Genomic DNA, 17,322 nt, shown 5'->3' on the forward strand with positions numbered 1-17,322 from the left:
CGAGGCAAACTACTATCGGCAACTCGCCAGTCAGAACTCCGCCGTAATGGCCTGACTTAAACCAAACAGCCTCCGCGGAAACCGGGTTGATTCAGGGTGGTTGTTGTCCAGCGCGGTGGCGCCGTTCTCAAGCTCCCTCGTCAGCGCGGTCCAGTGCCCCAGTGACCCTAGACCGGAGCCGAATGCCCGAAAGACTCGTGCTCCGCATGTTTCGATTTCTACAACTTGGATTGCCGATCACTGGCACCGACATGCGAATGAAGAAATCCTGTCGTTCCAAGCGTCACCCACATACTCGGCGTCGCTATTGAAGGTGATTTGCGCACCCTTCTGGTCGCGATGTTCCCAGGCAACGATCTTGCATCCCGGCGAGACCCTGAAAGACGAGATCTTGTCGTTGAACTTGCCGCCGACATAGTTGGCAATCCTCTTTCGCTTCAACGTGTATCGGTCGCCATCAAATCCGCGGTGCTCGTAGGCGTAGCAGGCACCGTCGCGACCAGTGAACTGGCCCGTCTCATGAGGGTCTTGAACAACGTTCCCCTTCTCGTCAACACCGATCCCCACGACGTCATTACAAGCTCCTGGCGGCGTCGATGCGGTGCACTGCGCCGCTGCGCCAACACAAAACGTGCACATCACAACGGACACGCCTGCGAAAAACACCGATTTCAGCCAGCGGCTCAGGCTCAAATTGGAGAAACGTTGATCACTGGATACGTCAGCCACAGAAATCTCCTCAGGTTGCGGTCTGGAAGATCTTCAACTTCGTTCCCCTGATGCTCAACCCTTCGGAGTAGGGGGGGCGGCTCGACCAACTCAATGACAGCTCCGCCCATCAGCTGGGCCAAGAGCGGGGCTCCCCGGACCTTCAGTGATTGCTACTGTGCAGTTCTGACAAGTTCAACGCCATCGACAACCATCTTCCACTTGTCGCCGTCTTGATGGGGCGGCGTGCTGACAACAAAAGTTGTGGCCATCGGGCCAATCCCGACCTCGAAGTTGTCCCCTACAAAGCCTTTCAGTGGCCCCTCAATCGAGGTGGATGCGCCACTCTTCAGTCTCTTGTACCTGACTGAACCGTCCTGGGTGATGAGCAGGTACATGGTCGTTTGCTGCCACTCTCCAACATACGCCGCCTTCTCCGGAGGAACGGGCTTCCCGCATCCGAACAGCGATGCCAGGAGAGTCAATGCAAACAGCAGCTTCAGGAGTTTCATATGAGATCTTCAGTGTGACTTTTTCGTTGTTCGCAAAAACGGCGCCAGCATTGCAGCGCTCATCCAGATGGGCAACTTCTTGACATCATTGATCGTCGGCAGACCCGCGCCTCCCGCTCACGACCCGCAATGCCGCCGATGCAGCGCTACCGTCGGCCCATCCGGATCCGGCTGCCCATACACGCTCAGCTTCACTCCCTCAAAACGAGCCCAGCGCGCCAGCCATGAAGGACCAAACTTGCCGCTGGCGGCCACTGGCCGTTGGTAGGCCTGATCCTTCACAGCTTCGTCCAAGGTAATGAACCGGTAGCCCATGGCCCTCAGCGTGCTCAGCGAGCGATCCAGCGTATCGGCATTCAACCGATTGGCATGAATCAGCAGGATCTGCGGAATCTGCCGCCCAAACAGCTGTGCCGACATCGATTCGAAAACACCGATCGACCGACGCAAATGAGCGTCGTAGTCGTCCTCGACAACTTGTCGATCCGCTGCGGCCTCGGTGCCGTCCAGGTGGTCATAGACGCAGGCGAACCAGTAGTCGTCATGGTCCACGGTGAAAGGCGCCAGGGTGTAGCCATGCGCCTGCAGAAACCGCTCGAAGGCTTCGCGGTCCGCTTCGTTTCGTCCTGTCTGGGTGAAAGGCGGGCGGTAGTAACGCAAGGGGACGCCGCGTTGCGTGGTCAGCCAGCGGGTGATGACCTCGCCCTTGAGTACGGCGGCCTGCACCTGCTCCACGCTGGTGTCCCACAGTCCCACGTGGCCGAAGTTGTGATTGCCCAGTGCCATGCCCGCATCCAGCCACGCTTCCAGGATGGCGGCACCACGATCGATCTGGCCGGCCACCAGCAGCCGGTCCTCATTGACGAAGCCGATGGCGGGCGCCTCATGACGGCGCAACGCTCGAAGCAGCGAATCGTTCAGACGGGACGCTTCCATCACGCTCATCGGCGTGGCGGAGGCAAAGGGCAGGTCGTCGATGGTGATGGCGATGCGCTTGTCTTCTATCGTCGCGCCGACAGCCCGCGGCGGCAACGCTGCTATCGCCATCGTCACCGCCAGCGCGAGCATCGCAGCGCGCCATGGGCGGATCGCGACAGGAGGCCAAGGGCGGCACTGCGCAGGCCCAGGCTCGGGGTTAGGCCCCCGCGCGACCCAGCGACGAAACAAGCTGGCCGCAATCAGCCGGTGACACACAAGCACACTCCACCCGCGCTTCATCCGGTCACCCCGCCGTCAGCGATGTCAACACCACCAGCACCGCCACGCCCACGCTGAGCAGAGGTAGATAGAGCACAGTCAGCAGACCTTCACGCCACACACCGCCCCACCAACTCACGCCGTAGACCTTGCGCAGCGCCATCACGCCATAGACCACGGCCCAGGGCCAGACCAGATAGGACAGCCAGCCCGCCGCCAATGTCACCAGCGCCGCCAGAAACCAGAACGCATGCAGATGCAGCGCGAAGACAAAATGCTCCGCGTACTTCAAATGTCGCCGAAAGAACACGAGCGCCAGTAGCGCGGCAAAGGCCGGCTGCATCAGCAGCAGGGCGTAGGGCGAGTAGCGGTCGATGCGGGACTGCAAGGCGTCTGGCTTCGCGGCCACGAGTCGGTTGCCGACATTGATCAATTGCCGCTCCACCCAGCCGCACTGTGTCTGACCAGCAGCTGTGGGGGCATCGCTCTGGCAGCTGTCATGCTGCACCTTCACCGGCTGCGCGAAATTGATGCGGAACTCGGCGGCGCCCACCAGGTGCATGACGATGAAGAACACGAAGCTCAGACTCAGATACAGCCGCAGCGGCTGCACATAACGGCGTCGCCGTCCGAGGAAGTATTCGCGGGTCAATCGGCCTGGCAGGACCGCCAGCGCACCCAGGGAGCGCCACAGCGGGCCTTCAAGCGCCACATAGTGGCCAATGAACTCATGGATGAATTCCCGCATCGAAGCCGGATGCAGTGGCGTTTCCTGGCCGCAACCAGGGCAGAACCGGGCTGTCCCGGGCAAGGCGACCTGGCAATTGGGACAGCTCGCAGGGTTGGAGTCGTGCGTCATCAAGCGAACGATGAGTTGGCAAGGCGGTCGTCAGGGGGCGTGGTATTGCCGCTAAGGGCCTCGATGCGCGGCATCTGAAGCTGGGCACGATGATAGGAAGCGAGCGCTACGCCGTCCCTGCGGGAAAGCGCGCAGCGCGCCATAACAACACCTGGCCCGGGCCGGCCCGGCGCCCGTCAAATGTCCATGTCCCGGTCGGAGCGAACGCGGGCAGTGGCTGGGTCAGCGCACAGCATCGTGCGAATCGCTTTCGCCGTTCGGGCCGAGACGGCCGCTCAGTTCTGACGCGAAGAACTCCGTCACCTGGCGCACCCGGACCGGAATGAACTTGCGGCTTGGCCAGATCAGGCAGACGTCTCGAGTCTGACCGATGAACGCTTCCAGAACGCGACAGACGTCAGATTCCAAGCGCTCGCCCGCCAATGAGGCACTGTTGAACATGCCGATGCCCACGCCCGCATGAACGGCCGACAGGATGGTCTCCACCGTGTTCGACGCCAGGTTCCCGCTGACGGTCACACTTCGCCGACCTCTCGGGCCATTGAACACCCATTGATTGATGCCGTTGAAGATCAGGCAGTTGTGGTGGACCAGATCCTCCGGCGTCTTGGGAAAGCCATGCAGAGCGAAGTATTGACGCGACGCCACGCAGACCATGGCGGTGGTTGCCACCCGTCGCACCACCGCATCCGGGCTGACGGTCGGGCTGATCCGGATGGCGATATCGATCCCTTCAGCCAGAAGGTCCTGCACGCCGTCCGTCAATTGCAGATCCAGTTTCAGCTTGGGATGCAATGCAAGCAGCTTCGGAACGAGCGGCAAGACGTGCAGTCGTCCGAACGTGGCAGACGCTGCAATGCGCACCAGACCGGACAGTTCCCCGGTGCTGCCCATCAATTCACTGTCGGCATGCGCCACCTCATCAAGCAGCGGCTTCATCCGCTGGAAGTAGGTGCGACCTGCGTCTGTCAGATTCACGACGCGTGTGCTTCGCTGCAGCAGCTGCGCGCCCAGTCGTCGCTCCAGCGCACCCACGGCCTTGCTGACGCCGGACTGTGATTCCCCCAGACGTCTCGCAGCGGCGGAAAAGCCGCCGGTCTCCACGACGGCAATGAAAGCGGTGAGTTCCTGAAATTTGTCCATGGCTCTACGGGGTCGGCCGGATGGTCAGCCCGGGGTGAGGTCGGCGCGCGCTTATTCCTTCTGGGAATTGGTGTGATTCATGTCGCGCAGATTATCAACGGTTGATGATAAATCTAGGATGACTTCCATGCCGCACCCGAGGCACTGTGCCCGGCGATGCCGTTTCACGGCACAGGGATGGCGGCTTCAGCTGGACCGAGCGCCTTGACGGCGCCCGGAGTTCCAGGAATCCACCTTCAAGGAAGTTCACTATGTCTGCATCTACGAGCGATTCGACCCACCAACATTCCGCATCCGCATCCGCATCCGCATCCGCATCCGCATCCGCATCCGCATCCGCATCCGCACCCGCGCCCGCGCCCGCGCTTCCGCTCGATGGCAAGCGCGTCGTGGTGATCGGCGGCAAAACCGGCATCGGGCTGGGTGTTGCTGAGGCCGCTCGCGCGTCCGGTGCATCGGTCATCGTTGCCAGCCGCCGAACCGAAACCGCGGAAACACGGCCCGACCTCGTCCCATTCACTCAGGTCGAGTTGGACCTGCGCGACGAGTCCTCGGTCCGCGCCGCCTTCCAAACCATCGGTGCCTTGGACCACCTCGTTGTGACGGCCTCACCAGACCTGGGCAGTTGGGGAACCTTCATGGACGACGACATGCGAGGCGTACGCGGCTACATGGAGGGCAAGTTCCTCGGCAGCTGGGCCAGTGCTCGCCATGCTGCGCCGTTGCTGCGCGCCGGCGGCTCCATCACCTTCCTGACCGGCGGACTGGCGGTTCGGCCCAAGGCGGGTTTTGCCGCAGCGACGTCAGCCTTTGCAGCCGTTGAGGCCCTGTCTGCCTCGCTGGCGCTGGAGCTGGCGCCGACGCGGGTCAACACCATCCGGCCAGGGTTCATCGACACGGACATGTGGCGTTTCCTGCCGACCGAACAGCGGGAAGGATTGCGCCAGAAGATCGCTGCCGCATTCCCCGTGCGGCGTATCGGGCAGGCGGCAGACATCGGGCATGCGGCCCTGTTCCTCATGACGAATCCGTATGTCACCGGGACAGTGGTCGAGGTATCCGGCGGCGAGACACTGGTCCCAAGCGTGTCCTGAACGGAGACCGTAGCCGCGCGGTCACGTCGCTCGAATCGATGGAACGATCCAGACGATTCGGACCATTCAAGCGAACGATTCAATCGAACGATTGACGCTGGCCGCGCATCCCGGCAGACTCGCCACCTTCAACCCGCCTCACAGGAGAAGACCATGACCCAAGTACATCGTGTCGCCCTTCTCATGTCCGGCCGCGTGAGCGTCCCGCGCTCCTGACCTTGCGACTTTCTCGCGCGACCCCCGTCGCGATCCCCGCAGGTCCATTGATCGCCGCGACTGCCGCGGCCGGCACCCCCGCCTTCAGCCCGTGCGCCCTCGCGCATGGAAACGTCCGCGCCTGCGCGGACGACGACTGACATCAATGGACTTCCATGATTGACATCCATTTCGAGCCGCTGCAGGCGTTCGGCCTGACGCCGTCCATCGCGCAAGCCGCCGCTCAACTCACCACGCCGGAGCCTGCTCTGCGTCTGGCGCGCGTCGTCGAGACCCAACGCGACCGCGTCGTGCTGCATGACGGCGCGCTCGAGCATCAGGCCCGAATCAGCGCAAGGCTCCTCAAACAACTCAATTCCGCTTTCCAGGCGCTCACCATTGGCGACTGGGTCGCGATGCAATTGGACGAGCATCACCAGGCTTGGGTCATGGAGCGGGTGCCGCCCCTCACGCAGATTGCACGTCGCGCCGGGGACGGACGACGTCAGCCCCTCGCGAGCAATGTGGACACCGCCTTGCTCGTGATGGGACTGGACGCGGACTTCAACGCCCGCCGCATGGAACGATACCTTGCGATGGTGCGCGCCTGTGAGGTGCTGCCCGTGGTCGTTCTGACGAAGCGGGACATCGCCCCGGAGGCCGAGGCCCGTATCGCGGAGATGTACGCACGTCTGCCGGCCACCGTCCCGGTGCTGCCGGTCAATGCCTTGTCGCCAGAGACGCGCCAGGACCTTGGCCCCTGGGTGCACGGCGCCACCACCCTGGTGGTGCTGGGATCCTCCGGCGCCGGCAAGTCCACGCTGATCAACACCCTGACCGGCGCCGACCAGGCGACCGGCGGCGTGCGCAGCAGTGACGGCCGTGGCCGCCACACCACCACTGCGCGGTCACTGCATCGCTGCGCCTCGGGCGGTTGCATCATCGATACGCCGGGATTGCGGACCTTCCGCCCGGACGCAGACGCTCGGCGCCTGGCATCTGCCTTTGAGGATGTGCAGTCCCTCGCCCAGCAATGCCGCTTCCGCGATTGCAGCCACTCGGGCGAGCCGGGCTGCGCCGTACGCGAGCACGTCAGTGCGGACCGTCTGGCCAACTATCAGAAGCTGTTGCGGGATGCACAGCGCAGCGAAATGTCGGCGCTGGACCGGATTGCGCTCAGGGGCAAATGGAAGGCGATCCAAAAGGCAGGGAGCCGGAGAGCGCAGGAGAAGCGGTAGCGGCCGACAGCGACAGCGACACCGCTGCCGCCCGCTCCATGGCTCAAGGATTGCCCTTGCCCCCGGAAGCTCCATACACCTGACCGGTGATGTAGCTGGCCTCCGTGGAGGCCAGCAGCACGTACACCGGCGCCAGTTCGGCGGGTTGTCCGGGGCGCTGCATCGGCGTGTCTCCGCCGAACTTCTGCAGCTTCTCCTGGGTCTGTCCGCCGCAGACCTGCAAGGGGGTCCAGAAGGGTCCCGGTGCCACGGCATTCACCCGGATTCCCTGCTTGGTCAGCTGTTTCGCCAGACCTTTGGTGAAGATCATGATGGCGCCCTTGGTGGAGGCGTAATCGAGCAGGTTCTCGCCCGGGTCATACGCATTGACCGACGCTGTATTGATGATGGCGCTGCCCGGCGGCATGTGAGGAATCGCCGCCTTGCACAGCCAGAACGGCGCGTAGATGTTGGTCTTGAACGTCCAGTCAAACTGTTCCGTCGAGATGTCCAGAATCGATTCGTGGCTCTGCTGACGTGCTGCGTTGTTCACCAGGATGTCCAGCCCACCCAGCTGACGCACGGCGTCCGCAATCAGTCGCTGGCAGAAGCGCTCGTCGCGCAGGTCGCCGGGAATGGCCACTGCTTTGCGTCCCGCATCGCGAATGAGCTTCACCACTTCCTGTGCATCCGGCTCTTCATCCGGCAGGTAATTGATGGCGACGTCAGCCCCCTCGCGCGCATAAGCAATGGCGGCAGCGCGTCCGATGCCGCTGTCGCCGCCGGTGATGAGCGCCCGTCGGCCGGTGAGACGTCCGCGTCCCACATAGCTCGATTCACCATGGTCCGGTCTGGGCGTCATCTTGCCGGCCAGGCCCGGCCAGGGTTGCTCCTGCTTCGGGAAAGGGGGCTTCGGGAACAGGTCACCCGGGTGGCGCAGTGGCGCCGCGGGCGGTGTGCCCGCCGAACCCGCAGCCTGACCCGACGATACGCCGGGCATGACCATCGCGGCCGCTGCAACGCCTGACACCACGCCGCTCATTGCATGGCGTCGGGTCAACGCACCGCCGCCGGTGGGGGCGGCGTCATTGGACGGACCGGACGACGGCCGGTCGGACCGACTGGCGGACGGATCAGCGTTCGAATCCTTCGGGCGATTGGGAGAGGTCATGAAGAGAACTCCTTGAGTGAGGGCGGCGGCCCATGGGGTGACGATGTGGGTGCCTGCATCCCCGGCAACTCCGCCTCCCACGACCCTCGCCATACGCGCTCGCACGCCTGCAGACAAAGGTCTCCGCGCCAACTCCTGCAAGCCGTCATCCTCGCTAAGGGACGGGGTCAACCAGAATCGAATCTGGCATCATCAGGGCCGCCATGAAGCACGCTCTCGCCCGCGCGGCCGCTGCCGCCCTGTCCGTGGTCATCACGCCCCCTCTCCTGGCCGCGCCCCAGGGCGTACCCGGTGCCCTGCTGCGTTTAGGCAACTGGAATCAGGATGTCGGCTCGTACGGCGTGCCGCAGGCCTGGGAGAAGCTCCCAGCTCGGCAGTGGCCGATGGATGGCTGGGCCACGCTCCTCTTCAACGACACCGATGCCACGCTGAAGCTGCAGCCGCTGTCCAAGGCGGAAGCCACGCAGGCGCTCAAGCCCATCGTCGATCAGCTGGAAGCGGTGGCCGCCCGTGCGAGCCAGGAACCGGCGGCCCCAGGCGAGGTACCTGAGGGCGACGCCGACGGCCGCTCACCCGCGTACGTCCGCATCCCCGGCGTCATCTGGCAGGTGCGTACCGTGCCGCTTTATCGCTTCAAGAATGGCACCCCGCGATTGACACCGGAACTCGGCTACCGCTATGAGCTGTCGCTGAACGGGCGCCCCTTTGCGTTCACTCTGCAGAACGGATTCCGCACGGCGGACGGCCGTCCCTATGGCGAAGGCACGCAGTTCTACCTGGAGTTGGGCGGCCAGAAGTTCCACTACGACCTGGGGGGCTATGGCTGGGATGTGCGTATCAAAGGCATCGGTGACCTCGATGGTGACGGTCAGCCGGATTTCATCTTCGATGTCGGCGGGAGCAACAGCGGCTATGAAGCGCTGATCCTCTCCAGCCAGGCGCGCCCCGGAACGAATCCGCCGACGGCGTATCTGAGTTCCTGGGGCTGTTGACCTGCTGACCTGCTGACCTGCTGATCGGCGGCAGGTTTTTTGCACCGTGCTCAAAATTGAAGCAGGAGGATCTTTCCCGCTTCAAATCAAAGACTTACGACACTCCTGCTCAGGCAACGAACAGACTTGTCCACAGTGGGCGGGGATAGTCGGGGCAGTCCCCTGCGCCGCGTACCGCCCCGTGTGTCTTCAGTACTTGCCGCCGCCGTAGCCGCCGGTGCCGTAGCCCACGTCCGTACGACGGGTGGCACGGAACTCACCGGGCGCGCCGCGGTTGTCGTCACGCTTTTCGCTGCTGTCACGCGGGCGGGCCAGGCTGACCACGATCGAGCGGCCTTCCACCGACACGCCATGCAAACCGGCGATCGCCGCTTCAGCCATCTCGGCGGACGCCATTTCCACGAAGCCGAAGCCCTTGGAGATGCCGGTGTCGCGGTCCATCATCACCCGCGCGGTGGCCACGCTGCCGAATTCGGAGAAGTTGCTGCGCAGCAGGGCGTCGGTCACGGAGTAGGGCAGGTTGCCCACATACAGTTTGGTCTTCATGCAATTACCTTTCTTGGGAGGGCGGCTTCGAAGCGCTCCTTAGGGGAGCCAGCCGTCCTGGAGTTGCCGCGGGTCGAGCTCATCGCGAATGCGCGCCACGGTGCTCAACTCGGGGCTGACGGGGAGTTCAATGAACAGAGCCCGTCGGGGTGGGGTGTGGCGGCGGCGGAAGATCAGCGTACCGGCTTCCGAGCGATGGGGGCAGATGTAGATCACGTCGAATGACGCGAGGTCTACACCGCGGATGGTGGCAAGATTTGCCTTGACGTACATGTCGCGTCCTCCGGTCAAGCTCCTTGAGGGAGCGATGGGTCGCGAGGAACGACCCGGCGTGCTCGCTGACGCGAAGGTCGGACTACCGAGGGGCGCGAATGTCAGTACCTGATATTGGAGCACGGATCCGCAGTCGGCCGGATTTATCTTTTGATTGGCCCTGCTGCTGTCATATTCCGCCCCTAGGCTGCCCCTATCCGAAAGCCAGGGGTGGGGTGCGATGTACCGCGGAGAACGCCTGAATGCTGCCACGCACCTGGCCGGCCTGCTGCTGGCCGTGCCAGCAACCGGCTGGCTGGTGACGCAGGCCATCGGGACCGGCAGTCTCCGCCGTGTGGCTGCCGCCGCCGTGTTCGGTGCGGCGCTGATCGCCGTATTTACGGCCTCCACGCTCTGCCACTCCACTCGCGGGCGCGCCCAGGACTGGTGGGCCCGCGCCGACCACTGCGCCATCTTCCTGCTGATTGCCGGCACCGCCACACCCTTTGCGCTCCTGACCGGCAGCGGCTGGTGGGGATGGGCCGTGCTGCTGGGGGTGTGGGCCGTGGCCCTCTTCGGGGCTGCTCGCGCGCTGTTCGGTTCGCAGGGACGCCCGATGCTCGGCCTGTACCTGACCACCGGCTGGATGGCCACGCTGGCCTGCGCACCGGCGCTCGCGCAGGTGTCGGGCGGGTCGCTGCGCCTGTTCCTCGCAGGGGCGGCGTTCTACACCGCTGGCACCTATTTCTTTGCCAACCCTTCGGGGCGCCGGCATGCCCACGGCATCTGGCACCTCTTCGTGGTGGCTGGCAGCGGGGTGCACTTCGGCGCCGTCACCCACTGCGTGCTGACGTGAGGACGGATTTCTTCACCGTGCCAAAAATTGAGGCAGAAGAACATTTCCTGAATCCAATCAACCACTTGTGAAAGTGCTGCTCAGGCAACGAACAGAGTTGTCCACAGTGCGCGGGGATAGGTGCTCATGGGGATAACGCCTTGGCGATCTGCCCCAGCGTCTTCAGGGACGCCTCCACCTTGGGATGATCCGGATGTCCAAAGTTCACCCGCAGGTGGTGGCTGAAACGATGGTCGGCGGAAAACAGATGCCCCGGGGCGATGCTGATGTCGTGCGACAGCGCCAGGCGGTGCAGTTCCAGGGCATCGATCTGCGACGGCAGTTCCACCCACACAAAGTAGCCACCTTCGGGCTGCGTCACCCGCGTGCCGGCCGGGAAGTGTCTGGCAATGCCGCGCAGCACCTGCTGCTGATGCTGCGCGAGCGTCTGGCGTAATTGCCGCAGATGGCGGTCATAGCCGCCGCGCTGCAGATATTCGCTGAGCCCCTCCTGGATGGGCACGGGAGTGGCCAGCGTGCTCATGAGCTTGCGCCGTCCCACCTCCTGAGCGAATTTGCCGGCCGCCGCCCAGCCCAATCGGAAGCCCGGCGCCAATGACTTCGAAAACGAGCTGCAATGCAGCACCAGTCCGGAACGGTCCCAGGCTTTGGCCGGACGCGGGCGGCGGCTGAAGTACAGCTCGCCATACACATCGTCTTCAATCAGCGGCACCCGATGGGATTCGAGCAAGGCCACGAGCCGCGCCTTGGCCTCGTCCGGCATCAGGCTTCCAAGGGGATTCTGGAAGTTGGGCATCAGCCAGCAGGCCTTCACTGGGTGCTTCTCCAGCACGCTGGCGAGTGCGTCGACGTCCAGACCCGTCCGCGGATTGGTCGCCACTTCGACGGCCTTGAGGCCGCGTCGCTCCAGGGCCTGTAGCGCGCCATAGAAGGTGGGCGACTCGATGGCGACGAGATCGCCGGGTTGTGTCACCACTTCGAGACAGAGATTCAGCGCTTCCATCGCCCCATTGGTGATGACGACTTCGTCGGCATCGACCCGGCATCCGGAGGTGAGATAACGCAGCGCAAGTTGCCTGCGCAATTCTGGGCTGCCGGGGGACAGGTCTTCAATCGTGCGCCAGGGGTCGAGATGCCGGGTGGCGCGCCCCAGCGCCAGGGCCAGTTTGGGCAGCGGGAACAGGGCAGGGCTCGGGAAGGCAGACCCCAGCGGCGTGAGGGCGCGGTTGCGGGCGAGGCCCAGCACCTGGAACACCAGCTCGGACACCTCCACCTGCCGCTCGCGGGATTCGGGCGAGGACGCCGAAGGTTCCGGCTGCGGCGCTGCGGCATGGCGAACGAAATAGCCGGAGCGCGGACGCGCTTCAATCAATCCGCGCGCTTCCAGCAGGTAATAGGCTTCGAAGACGGTGGAGGGACTGACGCCGCGGTCGCGGCTGGCTTCTCGCACGGAGGGGAGGCGGTCGCCGGGGCGCAGCTGCCCGGCGGCCATCGACTCCGCCAGTGCTTCGGCCAAGGCCTCATATCGCTTCATACCGCTCCATGGTGCTGCTGATCCTGCTTCGGGTCCTGGTGCGGGCCCTGGTGCTGAACCTGGTCCTGCACAGTTGACCCCCTTTTTTCTTGTGCTGGCGGCCGTCTGTCCCTTTCAGAACCGTCCGACATCAACTGTACTGGGCGCACAGGGATTCCAGGAGAATGACCAGGCAGAACCCGCTTCTGCACCGGTATTTCCAGCCCGATCTGCATCTGTACTTTGGTGTGGGACTGTCGCACAGTCGGAAGGGGCGGTCCGGCAGGGCGTGGACGCGGCCAAATCCGGCGATTGCAGGCAAATGGAGTGCGGAGTGACGCAAACATTGAGGAGCAGTTGGACCTATCGGGCGTTGGTCTTGTTGCTTGGCATGGCTGCCGTGCCACTGGCCGCGCAGACCGGGTCGCCGGGCACAGAGCGCATGCGCTCAACCCTAATGGCGCCAAGCACCGGTCCGGGTGATCCAGCCAGCGCCACGGCCTCGGGGCACATTCGCGACACGATGGCTCAGCGCATGCAGCCCTGCGCCATGTGCCATGGCAAGGAAGGGCGTTCCACTCGAGTGGGCTACTTCCCGCGCATTGCCGGCAAGCCTCAGGGCTACCTCTTCAACCAACTGCAGAACTTTCGTGATGGGCGCCGGCGCAATCCCGCCATGAACCATCTGATGCAGTTCATGACCGACGACTACCTGCAGGAGATTGCCGCTTATTTCTCCAGTCTCGAATTGCCTTATCCGCCCGCGCGACCCAACGGACTGACACCGGAGCAGGTGCAGGTGGCAGAAACACTGGTGTTTCGCGGGGCGCCACAGCGGCAGATTCCTGCCTGCGTGGCCTGCCACGGCGCGAAGATGACCGGACGACAGCCCGCCATGCCGGGCCTGCTGACGCTGCCGGCCGATTACCTGATTGGTCAGCTCGGCGCCTGGCAGACCGGTTTGCGCCACGCCAAGGCGCCGGACTGCATGGCCGATGTGGCCAAACGCCTGACGGCGGACGAGGTGAGTGCCTTGGCGAACTGGCTGTCCTCCCAGGCGGTGCCAGCGGATCCTCGACCCGTGCCTGCCGGCAATGAGCCATTGCCGATTCGCTGCGGGAGCGGTGAGCGATGAGCATGACGCGTAAGGTGTGGATCGGCGTGGGCGGCCTGATGGGTGTGCTTGCGTTGATCGCCGCATGGGTTGTCTGGCTGAATGTCAGGGGCGAGGCGCCGCTGTCCGAAGCAATGCCATCGGACGGACGATCGGCCGCGCAAATGGACGCGCGATCGGACGCCCGATCAGACACCCGATCCGGGGCGACATTGGCGAAGCCCTCACAGGCAAGCATCGCCGCGCTGATGGAACGTGGGGCGTATCTGGCGCATGTGGGCAATTGCATGGGCTGCCACACAACGACCGGCGGAGAGCCCTATGCAGGTGGCCGGCGTATCGACACGCCTTTTGGCGTGGTGGTGTCGCCCAACCTGACGTCGGATGCGGCCACCGGCCTGGGTCGATGGACAGCGTCGGAGTTCTGGCGGGCCCTGCACCATGGCCGGTCGAGGGACGGGCGTTTGCTATCGCCAGCCTTCCCGTACCCGAGCTATACGACGGTGACCCGCGAAGACTCGGACGCACTCTGGGCGTATCTGCAATCGGTGCCGGCCGTGGCGCGCGCGAATGAGCCGCATGAGCTGCGCTTTCCCTACAACACGCAGGCGGCGCTTGCGGTGTGGCGGGCGCTGTACTTCCGTGCGGAGGAGTTCCGTGCCGATCCGGCCCAGACGGAGGTGTGGAATCGTGGTCGTTATCTGGTGCAGGGATTGGGGCACTGCGCGTCCTGCCATTCCGCGCGCAATGCGCTGGGCGGCTCCAGCGAAGCTCAGACCTGGGCTGGCGCCGTGATGCCGGATGGCGCCTGGTATGCACCGTCACTGCTGGATCGGCGGGAGGCCGGCGTGCAGCATCTTTCGCGGGAGCAGGTGGTGAAGCTCCTGAACGTGGGCACCACCGATGGCGCCGCTGTCTCCGGGCCGATGGCGGAGGTGGTGTTCATGAGCACGCAGTTCATGAGCGAGTCCGATCTGGCGGCCATGGCGGACTATTTGAAGACGCTGCCCGAGCAGGCGGCCAAAGCGCCGAAGCGGCCGGAGGTGTCACGGGGCAGTGCGGAGTCCGTGCAGCGAGGGGGCAAGCTGTATTCAGAGCATTGCGCCACTTGCCACGGCGCGGCCGGGGAAGGCGTGACGGGTCAATATCCACCCTTGGCGGGCAATCGTGCGGTGACGCTGCCAGTCATCAATAACCTTGTGCAGATGATTCGCCATGGCGGGTTTGCGCCGGCCACGGCGGGGAATCCGCGTCCATTCGGCATGCCGCCCTACGGGCAGACGCTCAGCGATGCGCAGATCGCGGACCTGGCGACCTACCTTCGGCAATCGTGGGGACACGAGGCGACCGCTGTGGCGCCGCTGGATGTGCTGAATGCGGATCCGTCAAGGTGAGCACCGGGAAGGCGTGAGTCGCCTTCCCCCGGACTCAGACGCTGAGCAAGACCCCATCAAAAATGCCGAAGCGCTGATTCAGTATTCGATGCCGTGCCTTACTTCAGCATCTCCACCAGCGCCGGGTCCATCCCCTTGGGCGGCTGGCTGCAATCGGCCTGCACCCACTTGTAGACGGTGGTCTGCTCCACCTTGAGCGGTGCGCCGCCCTGGGCGGTGCCTTCCATCCGCCAGTCCATCGTGGCCATCGTCTTTCCGGTGACCTTGTAGCGACCCTCACCGCTGCCCTTCACATCCCCTGCGCAGCTCATCTTGATGGTGCCGCTGGTCGCGTCCGTGGGCACGGCGGTGAAGGTGCACTGCTCGGTCTGTTGAGGCTTGGGCAGTGTGAAGGTTTCCGACTCCTGGCAGGACAGATTCGGCGATCCAACCGGCAGACCGAGTTGCTGCATGCCAGCCGCCAGCGAACTCTTCTGCTGAGGCGTCAGTGCGCCCTTGATGTCGAAAATCGACGGCAGCTTGTGTCCGTTGACGGTGCCCGCCGTGCTGCTCGCCCACAAGCCTGGCTTGACGCTGACCGACTGCGCCTGCGCAGCGCCGATCAGACCGACCGATGCGGCCATCACGCCAGCGGCCAGCGCGCCGCATTTCATGCTCACCCGAATCATCTGCTTGTACATCTTCTGTCTTCCATCCAGAACGTTGGAGCGCGCAGCATACCGGCGCCTTGCTCCGCACCAAGGCCCCACAACGGGGGACGGGCAGATTCATTCCGACACATCTTGCTCCCGCCGCCGCCACAACCACCAGGCCACGCCGGCGATGCCCACCACCACGGCGGCTTTGCGCACAGCGCCAGCCGGGTTGTGCTTGAGCTCCGCCCGGCCGCCCATTTCGGCATAGATGTTCGGCACATGGCCGTGCGACACATCCGACACCAGACCCTCCACCATGTCCACCCGGTCCGCCATCAGCAGCACCAGCCAGCGGCGCAGGTCGTTCTCGCTGAACCGGAACCCCACCCGGCGCAACATGCCGCTGATGCCCCGGGGCGGCGCCGTCGTCCCGAAGACCGGGGTCATGCCGGATCGTTCAGTGGAGTGCAGGACCTCCACATCGGACACCTGCTGCGGCGGCTGCTTCCAGTGGACGCCATCCAGACGCGGCGGGGTTCGTTCCATCGGCACGGCCGGGCGGTCCTGCTTGACGCGGTCCACGCCCCATCCCTGGATGCTGGCGAAGCGTTCCGGATCCACCGCTGGCCGATGCACATGGCCGCTGGCCATATCCCGCTCGTGTGCGTTGCGGGCCTCGCCGTGCGGGGTGTAGGGATCGTTGCTCATGTCGGGCTCCCGTTGGGCCAGGCGAGGGCGTCTGCGCCCGGCGGAATGAGAACGGCCTTGATGCAGCCGTCCAGCTTGCTGGAGAACAGGTGATAGGCATCCGCGACCTCTTCCAGCGGCAGGCGGTGGGTGATGATGTCCCTCGGCCTCAGATGTCCTGCGCGAATGTGTTCAATCAGCCGCGGCAGGTGCCGCTTCACACTGGCCTGATTCATTCGCAGCGTCAGCCCCTTGTTCAGCGCATTGCCGATGGGAAACGCATTGAAGGTCGGTCCGTACACCCCGACGATGGAAATCCGGCCGCCCTTGCGCACCGAATTCACCGCCCAGTGCAGCACCGTCGCCGCACCGGCCTGGAGCTTCAGCTTCACCCCAGTGAGGGTCTGCAGAAAGTTGCCGGCCGCTTCGGCGCCGACGCAATCAATGCACACGTCCGCGCCCAATCCATCGGTCATCCGCTTGATGCGCTCGGCCATGTCCTTCACTTCCAGGAAATTGATCGTCTCGCATTGCGCGAAGCGACTGGCGAAGTCGAGGCGATACGGGACATGGTCCACCACGATGACGCGACCAGCGCCCATGAACCAGGCACTTTTGGCGGCAAATAGACCAATCGGTCCGGCGCCGAACACCACCACGGTGTCACCCTCACGGATGTCTCCCATCTCCGCCGCCTGATAGCCCGTCGGTACTGCATCCGTCAGCAGCACCGCGTCCTCCATGTGCAGATCATCGGGAATTTTGGTCGGGCCTACATCGGCCATCGGCACGCGAACGTATTGCGCCTGCCCGCCGTCATAGCCGCCCGTCGTATGCGAATAACCGTAGATGCCGCCTGCTGCAGTGGACTCCGGATTCGTCGCGTGGCAATTGCCGTACAGCTCCCGCTGGCAGTAGAAGCAGGTGCCGCAGAAGATGTTGAATGGCACCAGGACGCGGTCTCCCACCTGGAGAGACTTCACTTCGCTGCCGACATCGACGACCTGCCCGATGAACTCGTGGCCAAAGGTCGATCCCACCCGGGTGTCAGGCACCAGGCCGTGATAGAGGTGAAGGTCCGACCCGCAGATGCAGCTGCGCACCACCTGCACGATGGCATCGTGCGGATGTTCGATGGCAGGCGTGGGTTTGTGGACCGTACGGATGCGGTAAGGACCGCGGTACTCCATGGCAAGCATCGATGTCTCCTGGTGAGCGGCACTCGGCGAGCACCACA

The 17,322-nt window shown here is 64.3% G+C and carries 18 protein-coding genes; 6 read left to right on the top strand and 12 right to left on the bottom strand.

Features of this window, described 5'->3' with window-relative positions; translation table 11 throughout:
* Positions 1-237: 237 nt before the first annotated feature.
* The 5 genes from FHS28_RS14130 to FHS28_RS14150 form a co-directional block, all read right to left on the bottom strand.
* The gene (locus FHS28_RS14130; RefSeq protein ID WP_184294867.1) at positions 238-729 is read right to left on the bottom strand and encodes a beta/gamma crystallin domain-containing protein; all 492 of its coding nucleotides are present in this window, start codon (positions 727-729) and stop codon (positions 238-240) included.
* A gap of 152 nt (positions 730-881) precedes the next feature.
* Positions 882-1,220: a hypothetical protein gene (locus FHS28_RS14135; RefSeq protein WP_088451572.1), complete on the bottom strand. Its 339-nt coding sequence runs from the start codon at positions 1,218-1,220 to the stop codon at positions 882-884.
* Positions 1,221-1,337: 117 nt separating this feature from the next.
* Entirely contained in the window at positions 1,338-2,288 is a 951-nt protein-coding gene (locus FHS28_RS14140) for a polysaccharide deacetylase family protein (RefSeq protein WP_184294870.1), read from the bottom strand.
* 154 nt (positions 2,289-2,442) lie between these two features.
* Positions 2,443-3,165 carry a DUF3667 domain-containing protein gene (locus FHS28_RS14145; protein ID WP_246410119.1) on the bottom strand — a complete coding sequence of 241 codons (723 nt, stop codon included), beginning with the start codon at positions 3,163-3,165 and terminating at the stop codon, positions 2,443-2,445.
* A gap of 333 nt (positions 3,166-3,498) precedes the next feature.
* The gene (locus tag FHS28_RS14150; protein WP_088451578.1) at positions 3,499-4,419 is read right to left on the bottom strand and encodes a LysR family transcriptional regulator; all 921 of its coding nucleotides are present in this window, start codon (positions 4,417-4,419) and stop codon (positions 3,499-3,501) included.
* Positions 4,420-4,808: 389 nt separating this feature from the next.
* On the opposite strand from FHS28_RS14150, the gene FHS28_RS14155 reads away from it, so the two are divergent.
* Together FHS28_RS14155 and rsgA are read left to right on the top strand one after the other, a co-directional pair.
* On the top strand, positions 4,809-5,513 hold the full coding sequence (locus tag FHS28_RS14155) for an SDR family oxidoreductase (RefSeq protein ID WP_310736792.1): 705 nt from the start codon (positions 4,809-4,811) through the stop codon (positions 5,511-5,513).
* Between the two features lie 371 nt (positions 5,514-5,884).
* Positions 5,885-6,946 (top strand): ribosome small subunit-dependent GTPase A, encoded by a 1,062-nt coding sequence (gene rsgA / locus FHS28_RS14160; RefSeq protein ID WP_088451582.1) that lies wholly within the window; start codon positions 5,885-5,887, stop codon positions 6,944-6,946.
* Between the two features lie 43 nt (positions 6,947-6,989).
* On the opposite strand, the gene FHS28_RS14165 is transcribed toward rsgA, so the two are convergent.
* A complete protein-coding gene (locus FHS28_RS14165; protein ID WP_246410181.1) occupies positions 6,990-7,931 on the bottom strand; it encodes an SDR family oxidoreductase in 942 nt (313 codons plus the stop codon).
* A 368-nt stretch (positions 7,932-8,299) separates the two neighbouring features.
* Here FHS28_RS14165 and FHS28_RS14170 point away from each other — a divergent pair, with 368 nt between their 5' ends.
* On the top strand, positions 8,300-9,088 hold the full coding sequence (locus FHS28_RS14170) for a hypothetical protein (RefSeq protein ID WP_088451586.1): 789 nt from the start codon (positions 8,300-8,302) through the stop codon (positions 9,086-9,088).
* 189 nt (positions 9,089-9,277) lie between these two features.
* Here the strand turns inward: FHS28_RS14170 and FHS28_RS14175 are convergent, their stop codons facing one another.
* Both FHS28_RS14175 and FHS28_RS14180 read right to left on the bottom strand, forming a co-directional pair.
* Positions 9,278-9,634, bottom strand: a complete 357-nt coding sequence (locus FHS28_RS14175) for an RNA recognition motif domain-containing protein (RefSeq protein ID WP_088451588.1) — start codon at positions 9,632-9,634, stop codon at positions 9,278-9,280.
* Positions 9,635-9,673: 39 nt separating this feature from the next.
* Positions 9,674-9,907 (bottom strand): hypothetical protein, encoded by a 234-nt coding sequence (locus FHS28_RS14180; RefSeq protein ID WP_088451590.1) that lies wholly within the window; start codon positions 9,905-9,907, stop codon positions 9,674-9,676.
* 220 nt (positions 9,908-10,127) lie between these two features.
* On the opposite strand from FHS28_RS14180, the gene trhA reads away from it, so the two are divergent.
* Positions 10,128-10,742 (top strand): PAQR family membrane homeostasis protein TrhA, encoded by a 615-nt coding sequence (gene trhA / locus FHS28_RS14185; RefSeq protein ID WP_088451592.1) that lies wholly within the window; start codon positions 10,128-10,130, stop codon positions 10,740-10,742.
* Between the two features lie 124 nt (positions 10,743-10,866).
* Here the strand turns inward: trhA and FHS28_RS14190 are convergent, their stop codons facing one another.
* Positions 10,867-12,276: an aminotransferase-like domain-containing protein gene (locus FHS28_RS14190; RefSeq protein WP_088451594.1), complete on the bottom strand. Its 1,410-nt coding sequence runs from the start codon at positions 12,274-12,276 to the stop codon at positions 10,867-10,869.
* Positions 12,277-12,646: 370 nt separating this feature from the next.
* On the opposite strand from FHS28_RS14190, the gene FHS28_RS14195 reads away from it, so the two are divergent.
* Both FHS28_RS14195 and FHS28_RS14200 read left to right on the top strand, forming a co-directional pair.
* On the top strand, positions 12,647-13,390 hold the full coding sequence (locus FHS28_RS14195) for a c-type cytochrome (protein WP_375140765.1): 744 nt from the start codon (positions 12,647-12,649) through the stop codon (positions 13,388-13,390).
* A 2-nt stretch (positions 13,391-13,392) separates the two neighbouring features.
* Complete coding sequence (locus tag FHS28_RS14200) at positions 13,393-14,763, top strand: c-type cytochrome (RefSeq protein ID WP_375140766.1); 1,371 nt, start codon at positions 13,393-13,395, stop codon at positions 14,761-14,763.
* 98 nt (positions 14,764-14,861) lie between these two features.
* On the opposite strand, the gene FHS28_RS14205 is transcribed toward FHS28_RS14200, so the two are convergent.
* The 3 genes from FHS28_RS14205 to FHS28_RS14215 all read right to left on the bottom strand — a co-directional run bounded on the left by FHS28_RS14205 (position 14,862) and on the right by FHS28_RS14215 (position 17,284).
* Positions 14,862-15,443 (bottom strand): DUF3617 family protein, encoded by a 582-nt coding sequence (locus tag FHS28_RS14205; protein WP_088451600.1) that lies wholly within the window; start codon positions 15,441-15,443, stop codon positions 14,862-14,864.
* Positions 15,444-15,530: 87 nt separating this feature from the next.
* Positions 15,531-16,106: a hypothetical protein gene (locus tag FHS28_RS14210; RefSeq protein ID WP_088451602.1), complete on the bottom strand. Its 576-nt coding sequence runs from the start codon at positions 16,104-16,106 to the stop codon at positions 15,531-15,533.
* Positions 16,103-17,284, bottom strand: coding sequence for a zinc-dependent alcohol dehydrogenase (locus FHS28_RS14215; protein ID WP_088451604.1), 1,182 nt, complete (start codon positions 17,282-17,284; stop codon positions 16,103-16,105). Before FHS28_RS14215 ends, FHS28_RS14210 begins: the two co-directional genes overlap by 4 nt.
* Positions 17,285-17,322: the final 38 nt, after the last annotated feature.

It is taken from the genome of Roseateles terrae, from assembly GCF_014192155.1.
In the GTDB taxonomy this organism is placed as follows: domain Bacteria; phylum Pseudomonadota; class Gammaproteobacteria; order Burkholderiales; family Burkholderiaceae_C; genus Roseateles; species Roseateles terrae.

Coding starts and splice junctions, on each gene's coding strand:
- FHS28_RS14190 (WP_088451594.1), bottom strand. CDS start 12,276: ATGAAGCGATATGAGGCCTTGGCCGAAGCACTGGCGGAGTCGATGGCC.
- FHS28_RS14210 (WP_088451602.1), bottom strand. CDS start 16,106: ATGAGCAACGATCCCTACACCCCGCACGGCGAGGCCCGCAACGCACAC.
- trhA (WP_088451592.1), top strand. CDS start 10,128: ATGTACCGCGGAGAACGCCTGAATGCTGCCACGCACCTGGCCGGCCTG.
- FHS28_RS14215 (WP_088451604.1), bottom strand. CDS start 17,284: ATGCTTGCCATGGAGTACCGCGGTCCTTACCGCATCCGTACGGTCCAC.
- FHS28_RS14135 (WP_088451572.1), bottom strand. CDS start 1,220: ATGAAACTCCTGAAGCTGCTGTTTGCATTGACTCTCCTGGCATCGCTG.
- FHS28_RS14205 (WP_088451600.1), bottom strand. CDS start 15,443: ATGTACAAGCAGATGATTCGGGTGAGCATGAAATGCGGCGCGCTGGCC.
- FHS28_RS14175 (WP_088451588.1), bottom strand. CDS start 9,634: ATGAAGACCAAACTGTATGTGGGCAACCTGCCCTACTCCGTGACCGAC.
- FHS28_RS14195 (WP_375140765.1), top strand. CDS start 12,647: ATGGCTGCCGTGCCACTGGCCGCGCAGACCGGGTCGCCGGGCACAGAG.
- FHS28_RS14180 (WP_088451590.1), bottom strand. CDS start 9,907: ATGTACGTCAAGGCAAATCTTGCCACCATCCGCGGTGTAGACCTCGCG.
- rsgA (WP_088451582.1), top strand. CDS start 5,885: ATGATTGACATCCATTTCGAGCCGCTGCAGGCGTTCGGCCTGACGCCG.
- FHS28_RS14170 (WP_088451586.1), top strand. CDS start 8,300: ATGAAGCACGCTCTCGCCCGCGCGGCCGCTGCCGCCCTGTCCGTGGTC.
- FHS28_RS14200 (WP_375140766.1), top strand. CDS start 13,393: ATGACGCGTAAGGTGTGGATCGGCGTGGGCGGCCTGATGGGTGTGCTT.
- FHS28_RS14150 (WP_088451578.1), bottom strand. CDS start 4,419: ATGGACAAATTTCAGGAACTCACCGCTTTCATTGCCGTCGTGGAGACC.
- FHS28_RS14140 (WP_184294870.1), bottom strand. CDS start 2,288: ATGCTCGCGCTGGCGGTGACGATGGCGATAGCAGCGTTGCCGCCGCGG.
- FHS28_RS14145 (WP_246410119.1), bottom strand. CDS start 3,165: ATGCGGGAATTCATCCATGAGTTCATTGGCCACTATGTGGCGCTTGAA.
- FHS28_RS14165 (WP_246410181.1), bottom strand. CDS start 7,931: ATGGTCATGCCCGGCGTATCGTCGGGTCAGGCTGCGGGTTCGGCGGGC.